At 56.4% G+C, this 16,376-nt stretch carries 13 protein-coding genes; 10 read left to right on the forward strand and 3 right to left on the reverse strand.

Annotated features, from left to right (window positions below; genetic code table 11):
* Positions 1–341: 341 nt before the first annotated feature.
* The 6 genes from mmuP to tauD all read left to right on the forward strand — a co-directional run bounded on the left by mmuP (position 342) and on the right by tauD (position 6,277).
* Positions 342–1,742 carry an S-methylmethionine permease gene (mmuP, locus tag ACMGGU_RS02715; protein WP_008503244.1) on the forward strand — a complete coding sequence of 467 codons (1,401 nt, stop codon included), beginning with the start codon at positions 342–344 and terminating at the stop codon, positions 1,740–1,742.
* A complete protein-coding gene (gene mmuM / locus ACMGGU_RS02720; RefSeq protein WP_420300226.1) occupies positions 1,729–2,661 on the forward strand; it encodes a homocysteine S-methyltransferase in 933 nt (310 codons plus the stop codon). Before mmuP ends, mmuM begins: the two co-directional genes overlap by 14 nt.
* A gap of 206 nt (positions 2,662–2,867) precedes the next feature.
* Positions 2,868–3,830 carry a taurine ABC transporter substrate-binding protein gene (gene tauA / locus ACMGGU_RS02725; RefSeq protein WP_001018397.1) on the forward strand — a complete coding sequence of 321 codons (963 nt, stop codon included), beginning with the start codon at positions 2,868–2,870 and terminating at the stop codon, positions 3,828–3,830.
* Positions 3,831–3,840: 10 nt separating this feature from the next.
* The gene (gene tauB, locus ACMGGU_RS02730) at positions 3,841–4,608 is read left to right on the forward strand and encodes a taurine ABC transporter ATP-binding subunit (protein WP_069720213.1); all 768 of its coding nucleotides are present in this window, start codon (positions 3,841–3,843) and stop codon (positions 4,606–4,608) included.
* Complete coding sequence (tauC, locus tag ACMGGU_RS02735) at positions 4,605–5,432, forward strand: taurine ABC transporter permease TauC (protein WP_063418732.1); 828 nt, start codon at positions 4,605–4,607, stop codon at positions 5,430–5,432. The genes tauB and tauC overlap by 4 nt, the downstream gene beginning before the upstream one ends.
* Entirely contained in the window at positions 5,429–6,277 is an 849-nt protein-coding gene (gene tauD / locus ACMGGU_RS02740) for a taurine dioxygenase (protein WP_045909818.1), read from the forward strand. The genes tauC and tauD overlap by 4 nt, the downstream gene beginning before the upstream one ends.
* Before the next feature lie 105 nt (positions 6,278–6,382).
* Here the strand turns inward: tauD and ACMGGU_RS02745 are convergent, their stop codons facing one another.
* Both ACMGGU_RS02745 and hemB read right to left on the reverse strand, forming a co-directional pair.
* On the reverse strand, positions 6,383–8,083 hold the full coding sequence (locus ACMGGU_RS02745; RefSeq protein ID WP_262749245.1) for a lysophospholipid acyltransferase family protein: 1,701 nt from the start codon (positions 8,081–8,083) through the stop codon (positions 6,383–6,385).
* A 127-nt stretch (positions 8,084–8,210) separates the two neighbouring features.
* Entirely contained in the window at positions 8,211–9,185 is a 975-nt protein-coding gene (gene hemB, locus ACMGGU_RS02750; RefSeq protein ID WP_045909816.1) for a porphobilinogen synthase, read from the reverse strand.
* A 452-nt stretch (positions 9,186–9,637) separates the two neighbouring features.
* On the opposite strand from hemB, the gene ACMGGU_RS02755 reads away from it, so the two are divergent.
* Both ACMGGU_RS02755 and ACMGGU_RS02760 read left to right on the forward strand, forming a co-directional pair.
* Positions 9,638–12,412 carry an autotransporter outer membrane beta-barrel domain-containing protein gene (locus ACMGGU_RS02755; protein ID WP_063620916.1) on the forward strand — a complete coding sequence of 925 codons (2,775 nt, stop codon included), beginning with the start codon at positions 9,638–9,640 and terminating at the stop codon, positions 12,410–12,412.
* Between the two features lie 95 nt (positions 12,413–12,507).
* Positions 12,508–13,131 carry a helix-turn-helix domain-containing protein gene (locus ACMGGU_RS02760; RefSeq protein WP_045909814.1) on the forward strand — a complete coding sequence of 208 codons (624 nt, stop codon included), beginning with the start codon at positions 12,508–12,510 and terminating at the stop codon, positions 13,129–13,131.
* Positions 13,132–13,133: 2 nt separating this feature from the next.
* On the opposite strand, the gene ampH is transcribed toward ACMGGU_RS02760, so the two are convergent.
* Positions 13,134–14,294, reverse strand: coding sequence for a D-alanyl-D-alanine-carboxypeptidase/endopeptidase AmpH (gene ampH / locus ACMGGU_RS02765; RefSeq protein ID WP_032638396.1), 1,161 nt, complete (start codon positions 14,292–14,294; stop codon positions 13,134–13,136).
* Between the two features lie 204 nt (positions 14,295–14,498).
* Here ampH and ACMGGU_RS02770 point away from each other — a divergent pair, with 204 nt between their 5' ends.
* Both ACMGGU_RS02770 and sbmA read left to right on the forward strand, forming a co-directional pair.
* Entirely contained in the window at positions 14,499–15,032 is a 534-nt protein-coding gene (locus ACMGGU_RS02770; protein WP_069720216.1) for an isochorismatase family protein, read from the forward strand.
* A 114-nt stretch (positions 15,033–15,146) separates the two neighbouring features.
* Positions 15,147–16,367, forward strand: coding sequence for a peptide antibiotic transporter SbmA (gene sbmA, locus ACMGGU_RS02775; protein WP_420300227.1), 1,221 nt, complete (start codon positions 15,147–15,149; stop codon positions 16,365–16,367).
* Positions 16,368–16,376 lie beyond the last annotated feature (9 nt).

Below are 16,376 nucleotides of genomic sequence, written 5' to 3' on the forward strand. Positions count from 1 at the left end.
AACTGTGACGACTATAGAACCGATTGTGAGAATTACCAACCTTGCACCGGGTGGCGGCTGCGCCTTACCCGTCCTGCGGGCAGTGTTACGGTATGACTTCGCGCTTTACGGATACCACTTTCGACTGAACGAAGATCGCCTTTTCCCGCACCATGCTGTAAGTATCTGCTTGCGGAGGTGCTTATGGCCTGGCGTCCGATTCTCTATGTCATCCTCACAACCCACCCCAGACTCAGCGCGCGGCGCGCCCGTTTGCGTCTGGTCATCTAGCTTTTTATTAACAATCGCGGTATAACACACCTTCTTTGGATGTTTAGATGTCCATACGTATAGAAGGTAATATGCAAACACAACAAGAAAATGGGCAGCTTAAGCGCACCATGAAAACACGCCACCTGATCATGCTCTCGCTGGGTGGCGTGATTGGGACAGGGTTATTCTTCAATACCGGCTACATCATTTCCACGACCGGGGCGGCGGGCACGCTGCTGGCGTACCTGATCGGCGCGCTGGTGGTCTGGCTGGTGATGCAGTGTCTGGGCGAACTCTCCGTGGCGATGCCGGAAACCGGCGCGTTCCACGTCTATGCCGCGCGTTATCTTGGCCCAGCGACGGGCTACACCGTGGCGTGGCTCTACTGGCTCACCTGGACGGTGGCGCTCGGGTCGAGCTTTACCGCCGCCGGGTTCTGCATGCAGTACTGGTTCCCGCAGGTGCCCGTTTGGGCGTGGTGCGTGGTCTTCTGCGTGGTGATTTTTGGCCTGAACGTCATCTCAACGCGCTTTTTTGCGGAAGGTGAATTCTGGTTCTCCCTGGTGAAGGTCATCACCATTATCGCCTTTATTATTCTTGGCGGCGCGGCGGTCTTTGGCTTTATCCCGATGCAGGACGGTTCACCCGCGCCGGGCTTAAGCAACATCACCGCCGAGGGCTGGTTCCCGCACGGCGGCCTGCCGATCCTGATGACCATGGTGGCGGTGAACTTTGCCTTCTCCGGGACCGAGCTTATCGGTATCGCCGCAGGGGAAACGGAAAATCCGCACAAGGTGATTCCGGTCGCGATCCGTACCACCATTGCGCGCCTGATCATCTTCTTTATCGGCACCGTGTTTGTGCTGGCGGCGCTGATCCCGATGCAGCAGGCGGGCGTGGAAAAGAGCCCGTTCGTGCTGGTGTTTGAAAAGGTCGGTATTCCTTACGCGGCGGATATTTTTAACTTCGTGATCCTGACGGCGATCCTCTCGGCGGCGAACTCCGGACTGTACGCCTCCGGGCGCATGCTGTGGTCGCTCTCTAATGAGAAAACGCTCCCGCGCTGCTTTGCCCGCGTGAACAAAAACGGCGTGCCGCTGACGGCGCTGTCGGTTTCTATGCTCGGCGGCGTGCTGGCGCTGTTCTCAAGCGTCGTGGCGCCTGACACGGTGTTTGTCGCGCTCTCGGCGATTTCTGGTTTTGCGGTGGTGGCCGTCTGGATCAGCATCTGCGCGTCGCACTTCGTTTTCCGTCGTCGCCATCTGCAGTCCGGGCAGCCGCTCTCTGCGCTGCAGTACCGCGCGCCGTGGTATCCGCTGGTGCCGGTACTCGGGTTTATTCTCTGCGTGGTGGCCTGTGTTGGCCTGTGGTTTGACCCAAGCCAGCGCATTGCCCTTTATTGCGGGATCCCGTTTGTCGCCCTGTGTTATGGTGCCTACTATCTGACCCGAAATATGACATCGCAGGAGCCCGAACATGTCGCAGAATAATCCGCTTACCGCCCTCCTTGAAAAGCAGCCGTTTGTGGTGCTGGATGGCGCGATGGCGACGGAGCTGGAAGCGCGCGGCTGCAACTTGGCAGACAGCCTCTGGTCTGCCAAAGTGCTGATGGAAAACCCGGAGCTTATCCGCGAAGTGCAGCTTGATTATTACCGCGCAGGTGCGCAGGTGGCGATCACCGCCAGCTATCAGGCCACGCCTGCGGGTTTTGCGGCGCGCGGCCTGGACGAGGCGCAGTCCCGGGCGCTGATTGGCAGAAGCGTGGAGCTGGCGCGTAAGGCGCGTGAAGCGTATCTGGCTGAAAATCCGCATGCGGGCACGCTGCTGGTGGCGGGATCCGTTGGACCGTATGGTGCCTATCTGGCGGATGGCTCAGAGTATCGCGGCGACTACGTGCTCAGGGCGGAAGCCTTCACCGACTTCCACCGTCCGCGCGTGGAAGCGCTACTGGATGCGGGCGCTGACCTGCTGGCCTGCGAAACGCTGCCGTCTTTTGCCGAGATTAAGGCGCTGGCGGCCCTTCTGGCCGGGTATCCCCGCGCCCGGGCGTGGTTCTCCTTTACCCTGCGTGACAGCGAACACCTGAGCGACGGCACGCCGCTGCGTGACGTAGTCAGCGCGCTGGCCGACTCTCCGCATATCGTCGCGCTGGGCATTAACTGTATCGCGCTGGAAAACACCACGGCGGCACTGAAGCACCTGCAAAGCCTGACGCCGCTGCCGCTGGTGGTCTACCCGAACTCGGGCGAGCATTATGATGCGGTGACCAAAACCTGGCACCACCACGGCGAAGCGTGCGAGACGCTGGCGGGGTATCTGCCCCAGTGGCTGGACGCCGGAGCGAAGCTGATTGGCGGCTGCTGTCGCACTACGCCGAAGGATATTGCTGAGCTTAACGCGAAGCGCTGAGTTTTTTGCCGGGTGGCGGCTGCGCCTTACCCGGCCTACGGATCGCACAGCGCAGCGCCACCCGGCATAAACAAACGCACAAAACCAACTATTCTTTCCCGCTTTTTATCTAAAAACGAATCGTTATGAGCGATTCATTTTTATTCCTTTATCAAAATTCCCGCGTTGGAAATACTGCCCTCATAACAACAAGGGGAGCAGGCACTATGGCAATTTCATCGCGAATCACACTACTCGGCGCACTGGCGCTGTGGGCATTTCAGGCGCAGGCGGTGGACGTCACCGTCGCGTATCAAACTTCTGCGGAACCGGCGAAAGTCGCGCAGGCGGACAACACCTTTGCCAAAGAGAGCGGCGCGAAAGTCGACTGGCGCAAGTTCGACAGCGGGGCCTCCGTGGTGCGTGCGTTAGCCTCCGGCGACGTGCAGATTGGCAATATCGGCTCCAGCCCGCTGGCGGTTGCGGCCAGCCAGCAGGTGCCGATTGAGGTGTTCCTGCTCGCCTCGCAGCTCGGTAACTCTGAAGCGCTGGTGGTGAAGAAAAACATCACCAAACCGGAAGACCTGATCGGCAAACGCATCGCCGTGCCGTTTATCTCCACCACCCACTACAGCCTGCTGGCGGCGCTGAAACACTGGGGCATCAAGCCGGGGCAGGTACAAATTATTAACCTCCAGCCGCCGGCGATTATCGCGGCCTGGCAGCGCGGCGACATTGACGGGGCCTATGTGTGGGCACCGGCCGTGAACGAACTGGAAAAAGACGGCACCGTGCTGACCGACTCCGAAAAAGTGGGCCAGTGGGGCGCGCCAACACTCGACGTGTGGGTCGTGCGTAAAGACTTCGCCGAGAAACATCCTGAGGTGGTGAAAGCCTTCGCGAAAAGCGCGATTGACGCCCAGCAGCCGTACATCAGTAACCCGGATGAATGGCTGAAGCAGCCCGCCAACCTGGAAAAACTCTCCCGCCTGAGCGGCGTACCGGAAGCGGACGTACCGGGGCTGGTGAAGGGCAATACCTATCTGACCCCCGCGCAGCAGGTGCAGCAGCTGACCGGGCCGGTAAACAAAGCGATTGTTGATACCGCCACCTTCCTGAAAGAGCAGGGCAAAGTGCCCGCGGTAGCGACGGATTACAGCCAGTACGTGACCGATCGTTTTGTGAAATAAGGAGTCCGCCATGCTGAATATTACAAATCTGTCTGCTGATTACGGTGGCAAACCCGCGCTGGAGGAGATCAACCTGACGCTGGACAGCGGTGAACTGCTGGTGGTGCTGGGTCCGTCCGGATGCGGAAAAACCACGCTGCTGAATCTGATCGCCGGGTTTGTCCCTTATCAGCATGGCTCCATTCAACTGGAAGGCAAAAAGGTGGAAGGCCCCGGCGCCGAGCGCGGCGTGGTCTTCCAGAATGAAGGCCTGCTCCCGTGGCGCAACGTGCAGGAAAACGTGGCGTTTGGGCTGCAGCTTGCGGGTATTAATCGTGAACAGCGGCTGGAAACGGCGCGGGCGATGCTGAAAAAAGTGGGGCTGGAAGGCGCGGAAAAACGCTATATCTGGCAGCTTTCCGGCGGCCAGCGACAGCGTGTCGGGATTGCCCGCGCGCTGGCAGCGAATCCGCAGCTGTTGCTGCTGGACGAGCCGTTCGGGGCGCTCGACGCCTTCACCCGCGAGCAGATGCAAACCCTGCTTCTGCGCCTCTGGCATGAGACGGGCAAGCAGGTGCTGTTGATTACCCACGATATCGAAGAGGCGGTATTTATGGCCACCGAGCTGGTGCTGCTCTCGCCGGGGCCGGGCCGCGTGCTGGAGCGCTTGCCGCTGGATTTCGCCCGCCGCTACGTCGCGGGGGAACCCGTGCGCAGCATCAAATCCGATCCGCTGTTTATCGAACAGCGTGAGTACGTCTTAAGCCGCGTGTTTGAACAGCGGGAGGCCTTCTCATGAGTATCGTCTTCAGTGAAAAAACGCGCCGCACGCGTCTGGCGCTGCGCTGGCCTTTCTCACGTCACATCACGTTGAGCGTCGGTACGCTGCTGGTGCTGCTGGCGGTGTGGTGGGCAGTTGCTGCCCTGCAGTGGGTCAGCCCGCTGTTTCTGCCGCCGCCGGGACAGGTGCTGGCCAAACTCATTACCATCGCCGGGCCGCAGGGCTTTATGGATGCCACGCTCTGGCAGCACTTAGGCGCCAGCCTGGCGCGTATTCTGGTGGCGCTGCTGGCGGCGGTGATTATCGGCATTCCCGTGGGGATTGCGATGGGGCTTAGCCCGACGGTGCGAGGCATCCTCGACCCGCTGATTGAGCTTTACCGCCCGGTGCCGCCGTTGGCCTATCTGCCGCTGATGGTGATTTGGTTCGGCATTGGTGAAACGTCAAAAATCCTGCTGATCTATCTGGCGATTTTCGCACCGGTGGCCATGTCGGCGCTGGCGGGCGTGAAGAGCGCCCAGCAGGTGCGGATCCGCGCGGCGCAGTCGCTGGGAGCCAGCCGTACGCAGGTGCTGCTGTTCGTGATTTTACCGGGCGCACTGCCGGAGATTTTAACCGGGCTGCGCATCGGCCTCGGCGTGGGCTGGTCCACGCTGGTGGCGGCGGAGCTGATTGCGGCCACGCGCGGCCTTGGGTTTATGGTGCAGTCGGCGGGAGAGTTCCTGGCGACTGACGTGGTGCTGGCAGGGATCGCGGTGATCGCCGCGATCGCCTTCGGATTAGAACTGGGGCTGCGCGCGTTACAGCGCCGTCTGACGCCCTGGCATGGAGAAATACAATGAGTGAACGTCTGACCATCACCCCGCTGGGGCCGTACATTGGTGCACAGGTGTCGGGCCTGGATGTGACCCGTCCGCTGAGCGATAACCAGTTTGAGCAGCTGTACCACGCGGTGCTGCGCCATCAGGTGGTGTTCCTGCGCGAGCAGGCGATCACCCCGCAGCAGCAGCGCGCGCTGGCCCTGCGCTTTGGCGATCTGCATATCCACCCGGTCTATCCGCATGCGGAAGGGGTGGAGGAGATTATCGTCCTCGACACCCACAACGATAACCCGCCGGATAACGATAACTGGCATACCGATGTGACCTTTATCGACACGCCGCCTGCGGGGGCGATTCTGGCGGCGAAACGGCTGCCGGAGACGGGGGGCGATACGCTGTGGGCCAGCGGGATTGCGGCGTATGAGGCGCTCTCCGCGCCGCTTCGGACGCTGCTGAGCGGGCTGCGGGCGGAGCATGATTTCAAGAAATCATTCCCGGAGTACAAGTACCGTAAAACGGAAGAGGAACATCAGCGCTGGCAGGAAGCGGTGGCGAAACATCCTCCGCTGCTGCACCCGGTGGTGCGGACCCATCCGGTGACGGGCAAACAGGCGCTGTTTGTGAACGAAGGGTTCACCACACGCATCGTGGACGTGACGGAAAAAGAGAGTGAGGCGCTGTTAGGTTTCCTGTTTGCGCATATCACCAAACCGGAGTTCCAGGTGCGCTGGCGCTGGCAGGAGAACGATCTGGCGATCTGGGATAACCGCGTGACGCAGCATTATGCCAATGCGGACTATCTGCCGCAGCGCCGGATTATGCAGCGGGCGACGATTTTGGGCGATAAGCCGTTTTATCGTCCTTAACCCGTCGCTCCCGTAGGCCGGGTAAGCGCAGCGCCACCCGGCGAAAACGGTGCACAATTGCCGGGTGGCGGCTACGCCTTACCCGGCCTACAGAATACCGCACATTTAAAGGTGCGCCTCAATATACCGCTGATAGCGGTTCGCCTTCAGGTAACACAAATCCACCAGCACCAGCCCGTCGACGCAGTTGTTGAATGCCGGGTCGCTGCCAAAATCAATAAACTGCACGCCGCCGGGCTCGCACAGCTCGGAATATTGCTTGTAGAGCGGCGGAATGCCGCAGCCAAGATTGCCGAGCAGGGATTTCAGCTTCGTCAGATCGTCCACGTAATCCACGCCGCCAAACTGAGCCAGCACGTCCGGCAGGGACGCGGGATATGGTTGGCGCGAGGCGGCGAGCGGATGCGTCGCCGGGAACCACAGGCGGTAAAAGGCGACCAGCAGATCCCGCGCGGCAGGCGGTAAGCCACCGGAAATCGAGACCGGGCCAAACAGGTAGCGGTAGTGCGGATAACGCGCCAGATAAGCCCCAATGCCGGACCATAAATAGTCCAGGCCGCGGCGCCCCCAGTAGCGCGGCTGAATAAAGCTGCGCCCCAGCTCAATGCCGTGTTCCAGCACGTCCTGCATTTTGTCGTCGTAGTGAAACAGGCTATAGCTGTACAACCCCTCAACGCCGCGCTTTTCGATCTGCATGGCCGTCGGCATAAAGCGATACGCCCCGACGATCTCCAGATCGTCCTCATCCCACAGGATCAGATGCAGATAATCATCGTCGTAGCTGTCGGTGTCCCGACGTTTGCCGCTCCCTTCCTCCACCGCGCGAAAGGCAATCTCGCGCAGGCGGCCCAGCTCGCGCAGCAGCGGGGCATCTTCCTGACCGTTTCGCTGCCAAAGATAGATGGTTTTACCGTCGCTGGTTTTGCCCAGACATTCGGCCTGCGCCAGCGCGCGTTTCAGGGTGGCCCGGTCTTCCGGACGGGCAATGGCGCACTGGGTTTTAAAGACGCCGGGCACTCCCTTGCCAAGACGCATCACGTGCTGACGGCACTGCTCGGCCATCTCACGCGACGAAAGGTTAGCGCTGTGCCAGTGATGCCACGCAATCTGCTGGCCGATTTTGATCGGCAGCTGGCTGTGGCGGCGGCGGAACATCTGCTGCATCAGCAGCAGCATCGACAGCGTCGGGGAGACCAGCGTGCTGGCATAAAAGAGCAGGCTGTTATGCGCCTGAATATGCACCGGCAGCAGCGGGGCGCGCAGCTTGCCGGCAAGTTTGATAAAGCCGGAGTGCCATTTTTTATCGCGAATGCCTTTGCGCGTGGGGCGGGACACTTCGCCTGCCGGGAAGAAGATCAGCACGCCCGCGTTTTGCAGATGCTGTTCCATCTGCACCAGAGACGTTTTCGCCGTCCTGCCGCCCATATTGTCCACCGGAATAAACAGCGAACTGAGGGGCTCAAGGTGGGTTAGCATCCGGTTGGTCACGACTTTAACATCGCGCCGCACGCGGGAGACGGCATACAGCAGCGCCAGTCCGTCCAGCGTACCCGTCGGGTGGTTGGCAATGATGACCAGCGGGCCATGTTCGGGGATTTGTTCGAGATCGCGGGCGGAAACGGTGCAGAGAATATCCAGGTGTTCCAGAACCTGCTCCACCATATCCAGGCCTTTCAGGTGGCGGTGGGCTGCGGCAAATTGCTGAAATTCGTCTTCGTAGAACAGTCTTTTTAACAGACTTTTTTGCCAGGGTGCGGGCCTCGCCTGAGGCCAAAGATCGTCGAGAACGCTATCGAGGCTAAACATGGTCACTCCTCCTGCCGTCTTGCGAAGACAGTAGAAGGCGCAGATGTCGGTTGTATTGCAGTTGGGTGAAGATTTGAGCAGAGCGTAGGCCGGGTAAGGCGAAGCCGCCACCCGGCGCTAAAGCGGATTAACGCAGAATTTTCTTCTCGGCCAGATCCAGCGCGAAGTAGCTGAAGATCAGATCCGCGCCCGCGCGTTTGATCGCCCCCAGGCTTTCCAGGATCACTTTCTCTTCATCAATGGCACCCGCCAGGGCGGCGAATTTGATCATCGCGTACTCACCGCTCACCTGATAAGCGCCCAGCGGCAGCTCGGTGCGCTCGCGGATGTCGCGCAGGATATCCAGGTACGCGCCAGCCGGTTTTACCATCAGGCAGTCTGCGCCCTGGGCTTCATCGAGCAGGGATTCACGAATCGCTTCGCGGCGGTTCAGCGGGTTCATCTGATAGGTTTTACGATCGCCTTTCAGCGCCGTACCGGCTGCTTCACGGAACGGGCCGTAGAAGGAGGAGGCAAATTTGGTGGAGTAGGACATGATGGCGGTGTCGGTGAAACCGGCCGCGTCCAGGGCCTGACGAATCGCCTGAACCTGTCCGTCCATCGCGGCAGAAGGTGCGATGAAATCTGCGCCTGCCGCGGCCGCGACAACAGCCTGCTTGCCGAGGTTAAGCAGGGTAGCATCGTTATCCACGCCGTGATCGCACAGTACGCCGCAGTGGCCGTGCGAGGTGTATTCACAGAAGCAGGTGTCGGACATCACCACCATTTCCGGCACGGTTTCTTTGCAGATGCGTGACATGCGGGCGACGAGGCCATCTTCTTTCCACGCGTCGCTGCCGGTCGCGTCAGTATGGTGGGAGATGCCGAAGGTCATCACCGAGCGGATCCCCGCGTTGGCGATACGTTCGATCTCACGCGCCAGATATTTCTCCGGAATGCGCATGACGCCCGGCATGGCTTCGATGGCTTTGTAGTCATCGATCTCTTCTTCAACAAAAATCGGCAACACCAGATCGTTTAAGCTCAGGGTTGTCTCTTCAAACATAGCGCGCAGTGCAGGTGACTTGCGCAGGCGGCGTGGGCGTGCAATTAAATCGGTCATGGTATGCCTGATGTTTGTGGAACAAAGAGGGCTAGTGTACATCAAAGTGAAGACGGGTGTTTTACTAAAGTGGGCATTTTGCTTTTGTAAAATGCGGCAGGTGAGTTTGCCTGTCATAAATAATATATAATGCAGGTCAGTATAACGCTGAGAGGAGAATGAAATATTCGTGTTATTTCTATATGGAAATGAAAGCATAATTAAAAATGATTTATTATTTTCCGGTGTGTTTTTCCGATTGGTTTAGCCGTGTATTAACATTCTGTTTTTATAATATTTATTTTATGACGCCTTATGGTTTGTGGTCTGAATGTGTTTTTGTCTGAATACGGACTTAATGGAAACATTCATTGAACCTTTTCGAAATGAAACTGCATAATTCCCTCCGCAATTAAATATTGCAAATTCATTGATGGACAAACTTGCTTACGTCCCTGAGGAGGGATGACCCAATGCAAACATGGAAAAAGAAACTCGTTGTATCTCAACTTGCATTAGCCTGCACCCTGGCTATCGCTTCTCAGGCCAATGCGAAGGATATTTCCGGTACGACATATAATACCTTCGGATACGATAATACAGCGTCCACCCCCTGGTATTATGGTTATGCCGACTGGGATTACTCGGATGCCATCCATGATGGTGATATTTATCCCGTGATTAATAAAGCCACCGTGAATGGTGTTATTTCAACGTACTACCTGGATGATGGCATCAATGGCCGGGCGAATGCGTTGAGTATTTCCAATAGCACCATTAACGGCATGATTACTTCTGAGTGTATGACCACCACATGTGCTGATGGCGTGGATGCTGACGGCACCCATCATACGCAATACGATCGTTTTAGCCTGACCGTTGATAATTCCACCCTTAACGATACGTACGAGCATTATGCGTATGATGTCGTGAATGGGGAAAATACGGAAAGACACTATCTGGATACGTACGATCTGGGTAATGCGATTACCCTGGATGTGGAATCGGATATTGTTATCCAGAATAATTCTCACGTCGCGGGGATTACCCTGACGCAGGGGTACCAGGAGCTGGATAATACGCCATACGACGGCGTTGAAGGCGTAGCCAACAGCAGCAACGTCTTTACCGACACGCTACTGGTGAAAGATTCGGTACTGACTTCCGGTGCGTACAGCGATTTAGGTACCAGCGGATTCTACGGTCAAACCGCGAAGCCGAGCGACTATGGTGAAACCAGCGCGACAGCGGCAGACGATGCGGCGCTGATTGTGGCCGCCAGCGCGTCTGATAACGCGATGCAAACCACCGCCACGTTCGATCATTCCACCGTTACTGGCGATATTCTGTTCTCCAGCACCTTCGACAACAACTTCTACCCGAACGGCGATCCGGCAACCGATACCACCGAAGACGGCATCTATAACCCAACCACCAACGGCTGGGATGGCACCGATAAGCTGGATGTGACGCTTACCAACGGCAGCAAATGGGTCGGCGCAGCACAGTCCAGCGTCGAGGCTATCGGCACGGCGCAGATGTATGGCCAGGGCTACAGCAACGTAGACTGGAATGCTCTGTCCCCTAACAGCATTTGGCCGGACTCCACCTATGACGACAACGGACATGTTGCGGGCGAAGCGGTGTATCAGAGCGGTCTGTTTAACATCGCGCTGGACAACGGCTCCGAGTGGGATACCCGTAAGGTGTCTAACATCGACACCCTGACGGTCAACAACCAGTCTCAGGTCAACGTTGAAAACTCAGGCCTGCTGGCGGATGCCATCACTCTGACCAATGCGTCCTCATTGAATATCGGCGACAGCGGCGGCGTGGCTACCGACCATCTGTATCTGGACAGCGATAGCCGTGCGGCGCTGACGGAAGAAACGGCCGAGCTCTATGCCAACACCATCACCGTGGATAACGGTGCAGAGCTGGCGCTGGGGCTGGGTCAGGTTGATACGCACAATATGGTACTGACCGATGGCGGCGTGCTGAACGTTGCCAGCCGTGATTACGTGCTGAACAGCGATCTGAACAACGCACGCTATATCACTAACGATAAGCGCAGCGCTGATTATGACTACGGCGTAGTGGCCATTAACTCTGACGGCCATCTGGCGGTGAACGGTGACGTCGCCGGTAACTATCAGGTCCGTATCGATGACGCGACCGGAGCGGGTTCCGTTGCTGATTACAAAAACAAAGAGATCGTTCGCATCTATGACAATAATGCGGATACTGCAGCCAGCTTTACTGCTGCAAACAGAGCCGATTTAGGGGCCTATACCTACCAGGCGCAGCAGCAGGGTGACACCGTTGTCCTCCAGCAGAAAGCGCTGACCGACTACGCCAATATGGCGCTGAGCATTCCTTCTGCCAATACCAATATCTGGAATCTGCAGCAGGATACCGTAGGTGCGCGTCTGACCAACAGCCGTCACGGCCTGGCGGATAATGGCGGAGCGTGGGTGAGCTACTTCGGCGGCAATTTCGACGGTGACAATGGCGTTATCAGCTACGATCAGGACGTGAGCGGTATTATGGTGGGTCTGGATAGCCAGATTGACGGTAATAACGCGAAGTGGATCGTCGGTGGGGCAGCAGGTTTCGCGAAGGGAGATATCAGCGATCGTACCGGTCAGGTCGATCAAGATAGCCAGACGGCGATGATCTACGCGTCAGCGAAGTTTACGAACGATCTGTTCCTCGACAGTTCCCTGAGCTACACCCGCTTCAACAGCGATCTTTCCGCTAACATGAGCAACGGCCAGTATGTTGACGGCAATACCACCAGTGATGCTGTTGGTTTTGGGCTGAAGCTGGGCTATGACTGGAAACCAAACCTCTCTGGCTACGTTACCCCATACGCAGCCGTATCGGGTCTGTTCCAGTCTGGTGATGACTATCGTCTGAGCAATGACATGCGCGTTGATGGACAATCTTACGATAGCCTGCGTTATGAACTTGGTGTTGATACGGGTTATACCTTCAACTACGGCGGCGATCAGGCTCTGACGCCTTACTTCAAACTGGCCTGGGTCTATGACGACGCCGATAACAATGCCGATATTAACGGTGACAGCATTGATAACGGCGTGAAAGGATCCGCTGTTCGTGTTGGGCTGGGCACCCAGTTCAGCTTCACGAAGAACTTCAGCGCTTACACGGATGCCACTTATCTGGGCGGCGGTGACGTTGACCAGAACTGGGGCGCAAACCTGGGTGTGAAATATACCTGGTAATGAATAAAAGCGGGGGAGGGGTTATCTTCCCCCGCTTTTTACAGAAGCAATAAAAATAATATTGAACCGACAAATACGGATGACTTGAGGTCTGCATGAACGTTAATGCGAAACCACTTTCTGAATTACGCCGGCTCGAACAGGGGTTAATAGCAGCCAGTACCCCTTTTACATGTGCTCCTCAACAATTAATTACGTCAGGCGAATCAATTGAGCCTCGAACGATCGTATTACAAACTGGCGTTATTGAGGTCTATCGCCCTTCCGATGAGCTGCTGGTGGGGATTGCGACGGCACCTTTTATTTTCGGTCTGTCTACGGTGGTCATTAATCACTCTCAGGAATACAGAGTGATGGCTAAAACGGCCTGTACCGGTTTTTATTTATCCACGGAAACTACCCGTCAACAGATCCAGCAGTATTCGCTGTGGAAAGAGGCCTTCTGCTGGTTATCCTGGATAAATTACATTCTTGAAAAACGCGATATGCAGTTGGTGGGCAATAACTCCTATCACCAGATCCGCGCGATGCTGTTAAATATGGCCGAGTGGGATGAAACGCTGCGTTCAAAAATCGGTGTGATGAATCATATTCAGCAAAGCACACGCATTTCACGTTCTGTTGTTGCCGAAGTTCTGGCCGCCCTGCGACAGGGAAACTATATCAATATGAGCCGGGGCAAGCTGGTCAGCATCAACCGCTTGCCCACGGAATATTAATATCAGTTGGACGCGGTAAGCACCTGGGCTTTATTGGCGCTCAGTTCTGCCACCAGGTTATTAATACCGTCACTCATATTGACGAAACGTGTATGCGGAGAGCGGGTCACCACCACAAACGCGCCCACGTTTGACTGGGGGATCATCGCCATATAGGTGATGAACCCGCCGCCGCCGCCGGTTTTCTGAATAATACCCGGACGGCCATTTTTCGGTGCCATATAGACCCAGCCCATGCCGAGCGCATCGGCTTTACCCGGTACGTCCATCCCGATGACCCGATGCAGCTGAGTACGCTGATAAATCAGGGTCTGCATACGATCGGCCTGGCTGCTGCGCGAGTAGAAATCCGAGGAAAGGAACTGCTGCATCCAGCGCATCATGTCGCCAGGCGTGGAGTAAACCCCGCCGCTGCCCACGGCCGCCAGCGTGTTATTACAGGGGCTGGCGCCTTTCTCCGCCACCATCAGGCGACGGCACTGGTCCGGGGACGGGGTAAACGTGGTGTCTTTCATGCCGAGCGGACGGGTGATCTGCTCTTCAAACAGCTGCGTGTAGGGTTTGCCAGCCGCCGTTGAGAGGGCATCCGCCAGCAGGTCGAACGCCAGGTTTGAATAAGAGGCCTGCGAGCCCGGTGCTGCTTTCAGCGTGGCGGTACTCAGATAGCTCCAGCGCTGGTCGCGCGTTGGCCAGACAAACACGTCACGATGCGCCGCTCCGCCTGGCTGCTCACGCGGCAGGGCACTGGTGTGGGTAGCAAGGTTCACAAGCCGGATCGGGGTCCCCTGATACGTGGGTACGCGGGCACCTGGCGGCGCGTATTTGCTGAGCGGATCGTCGAGCTTCACCACGCCCTGGTCGAGCAGTTTCACCAGCATTTCGCTGGTCATGAGCTTGGTTAAGGATGCGATGCGGATGACGGAGTCCAGCTGCGGGTGAATGTTATTTCCCGGGCGCGTTTCGCCAAAGCTGCGGAATACACGCTGGTTTCCGTCGATGACGACCATCGCCATTCCGGTCGCGCCGCTGCCGTAATAGATAAGGTTCGCGTAGCGATCGGCAATATCTGAAGCTAAAACGGGAGCCGTCAGCGGTTGGGCTGCCTGGGCGGTAGAGAAGCTCACCGCACACAGCGCGGCAAAAGAGAGCAGACAACGTTTCAACGAAAAGCATCCATGAAGTGAATGAGGAAAGTAATGGGTATTTATACTACTAATCGGTACCGTGCAATGCCCCGAATTGCATAACGATAGCGAGAAAAACGTAACCATGGGTAAATATGAACAATTTACTTGCGGGCCATCTCCCATTTTGTGACATCGGGCTTATGATAGGCACCAGTGTCACTCAATTTTACGGAGAACGGTATGTCTGAGAAGCGTGTGGTTATGGTTGTCGATATGCAGAACGGGGTGTTTGAAACCCCGCGTCATCAGCGCGAAAAGTGTGTCTCTCTGATCAACCAGCTTACGCAGGCAGCCGACACGGTGATTTTTATACAGCACACCGAGGCCGGGGGGCTGGAAGAGGGGAGTGCAGGGTTTGCGCTACTGCCTGAACTCCATCAGCCTGCCGACGCGCTTTACGTGACTAAAACGGCCTGTGATGCCTTCTACAACACCGGGCTTGAGACGCTGCTGCGGGAGCAGGGCATTCGCGAGTTTGTTATCTGCGGCTGCGCCACCGATTACTGCGTCGATGCGACGATCAAGAACGGCGTTAGCCGGGGTTATCACATCACCGTGGCGGAAGATGCCCATACCACATCCAACCGCCCGGCTGCTGAAGCACAGATTCTGATTAACCATCACAACGACGTCTGGCGTAACTTCATTGCGCCGGCGAATCCTCTCGCAGTGAAACGCACCGAAACAATTCTTGAAAACTGGAAAGCGAACTAATAATTAACGATCGGGTCTGACCTTTTTGCCGGAGCCGGGAGGCTGGCTCGGGCAGGTTTTCGTGTGGTGACGTGTTGTACACAGCAACAGCCATAACAACAAGAAGGAAGCATTATGTTTAAGTCTTTTTTCCCAAAGCCGGGGCCTTTTTTCCTGTCGGCATTTATTTGGGCACTGATCGCTGTCATTTTCTGGCAGGCGGGCGGCGGCGCATGGCTGACGCGCATCACGGGGGCGACAGGCGAGGTGCCGATTAGCGCAGCGCGCTTCTGGTCGCTGAGCTTTATCGTATTTTATGCCTACTACACGGTATGTGTGTGGCTGTTTGCACTCTTCTGGTTCAAGTATTCTCCGCATCGTTGGCAGTTTTGGTCGATTTTGGGATCTGCACTGATCATTTTCGTTACCTGGTTCATGGTGGAAGTGAGCGTTGCAATTAATGCATGGTATGCACCCTTCTACGATTTGATCCAAAAAGCGCTAAGCGCCCCAAATAAGGTTCCGATTGGTGAACTCTATGCCAGTCTCGTTAGTTTTACCGGCATTGCCATGATTGCAGTAACAGTGGCAGTGCTGAACAATTTCTTCGTTAGCCATTACGTTTTCCGTTGGCGTACAGCTATGAACGAATATTACATAGCAAATTGGCAACGACTGCGGCACATCGAAGGTGCTGCACAGCGTGTGCAGGAAGACACCATGCGTTTTGCCTCAACGCTGGAGGACATGGGGGTCAGCTTGCTTAATGCTGTGATGAAACTTATCGCTTTTTTACCGATTCTGATTGCACTTTCACCCCATGTGCCTGAACTTCCAATTGTTGGTCATTTACCCTATGGTTTGGTTATTGCGGCACTGGTCTGGTCTCTTATGGGAACGGGGCTTCTTGCTGTGGTGGGGATCAAATTGCCGGGGTTACAATTTAAAAATCAGCGCGTGGAAGCGGCTTACCGTAAAGAACTCGTTTACGGTGAGGATGACCCATCACGAGCTGCGCCACCAACGGTAAAAGAGTTATTTCAGAACGTCCGTTTTAACTACTTTAAGCTCTACTTCCACTACATGTATTTCAACATAGCTCGTATTTTATATCTTCAGGCCGATACTGTTTTTGGAATAGTCCTGTTGTTCCCGTCAATTGTTGCAGGGACAATTACCCTGGGACTGATGACCCAAATTACCAACGTGTTTGATCAGGTCAGAAGTTCATTCCAGTACCTGATCAGCTCCTGGACCACGCTGGTGGAACTGATGTCCATCTACAAACGTCTGCGCAGCTTTGAACGCGAGCTGGACGATCGTGACCTGCAGGAAGTCACCAACACATTTAGCTAATACAGGACG

The sequence above is a fragment of the Enterobacter sp. BNK-8 genome, from assembly GCF_048685095.1.
Taxonomy (GTDB): domain Bacteria; phylum Pseudomonadota; class Gammaproteobacteria; order Enterobacterales; family Enterobacteriaceae; genus Enterobacter; species Enterobacter quasiroggenkampii.

Coding starts and splice junctions, on each gene's coding strand:
- ACMGGU_RS02770 (WP_069720216.1), top strand. CDS start 14,499: ATGTCTGAGAAGCGTGTGGTTATGGTTGTCGATATGCAGAACGGGGTG.
- tauC (WP_063418732.1), top strand. CDS start 4,605: ATGAGTATCGTCTTCAGTGAAAAAACGCGCCGCACGCGTCTGGCGCTG.
- ACMGGU_RS02755 (WP_063620916.1), top strand. CDS start 9,638: ATGCAAACATGGAAAAAGAAACTCGTTGTATCTCAACTTGCATTAGCC.
- ACMGGU_RS02745 (WP_262749245.1), bottom strand. CDS start 8,083: ATGTTTAGCCTCGATAGCGTTCTCGACGATCTTTGGCCTCAGGCGAGG.
- tauA (WP_001018397.1), top strand. CDS start 2,868: ATGGCAATTTCATCGCGAATCACACTACTCGGCGCACTGGCGCTGTGG.
- hemB (WP_045909816.1), bottom strand. CDS start 9,185: ATGACCGATTTAATTGCACGCCCACGCCGCCTGCGCAAGTCACCTGCA.
- sbmA (WP_420300227.1), top strand. CDS start 15,147: ATGTTTAAGTCTTTTTTCCCAAAGCCGGGGCCTTTTTTCCTGTCGGCA.
- ACMGGU_RS02760 (WP_045909814.1), top strand. CDS start 12,508: ATGAACGTTAATGCGAAACCACTTTCTGAATTACGCCGGCTCGAACAG.
- tauB (WP_069720213.1), top strand. CDS start 3,841: ATGCTGAATATTACAAATCTGTCTGCTGATTACGGTGGCAAACCCGCG.
- mmuM (WP_420300226.1), top strand. CDS start 1,729: ATGTCGCAGAATAATCCGCTTACCGCCCTCCTTGAAAAGCAGCCGTTT.
- tauD (WP_045909818.1), top strand. CDS start 5,429: ATGAGTGAACGTCTGACCATCACCCCGCTGGGGCCGTACATTGGTGCA.
- mmuP (WP_008503244.1), top strand. CDS start 342: ATGCAAACACAACAAGAAAATGGGCAGCTTAAGCGCACCATGAAAACA.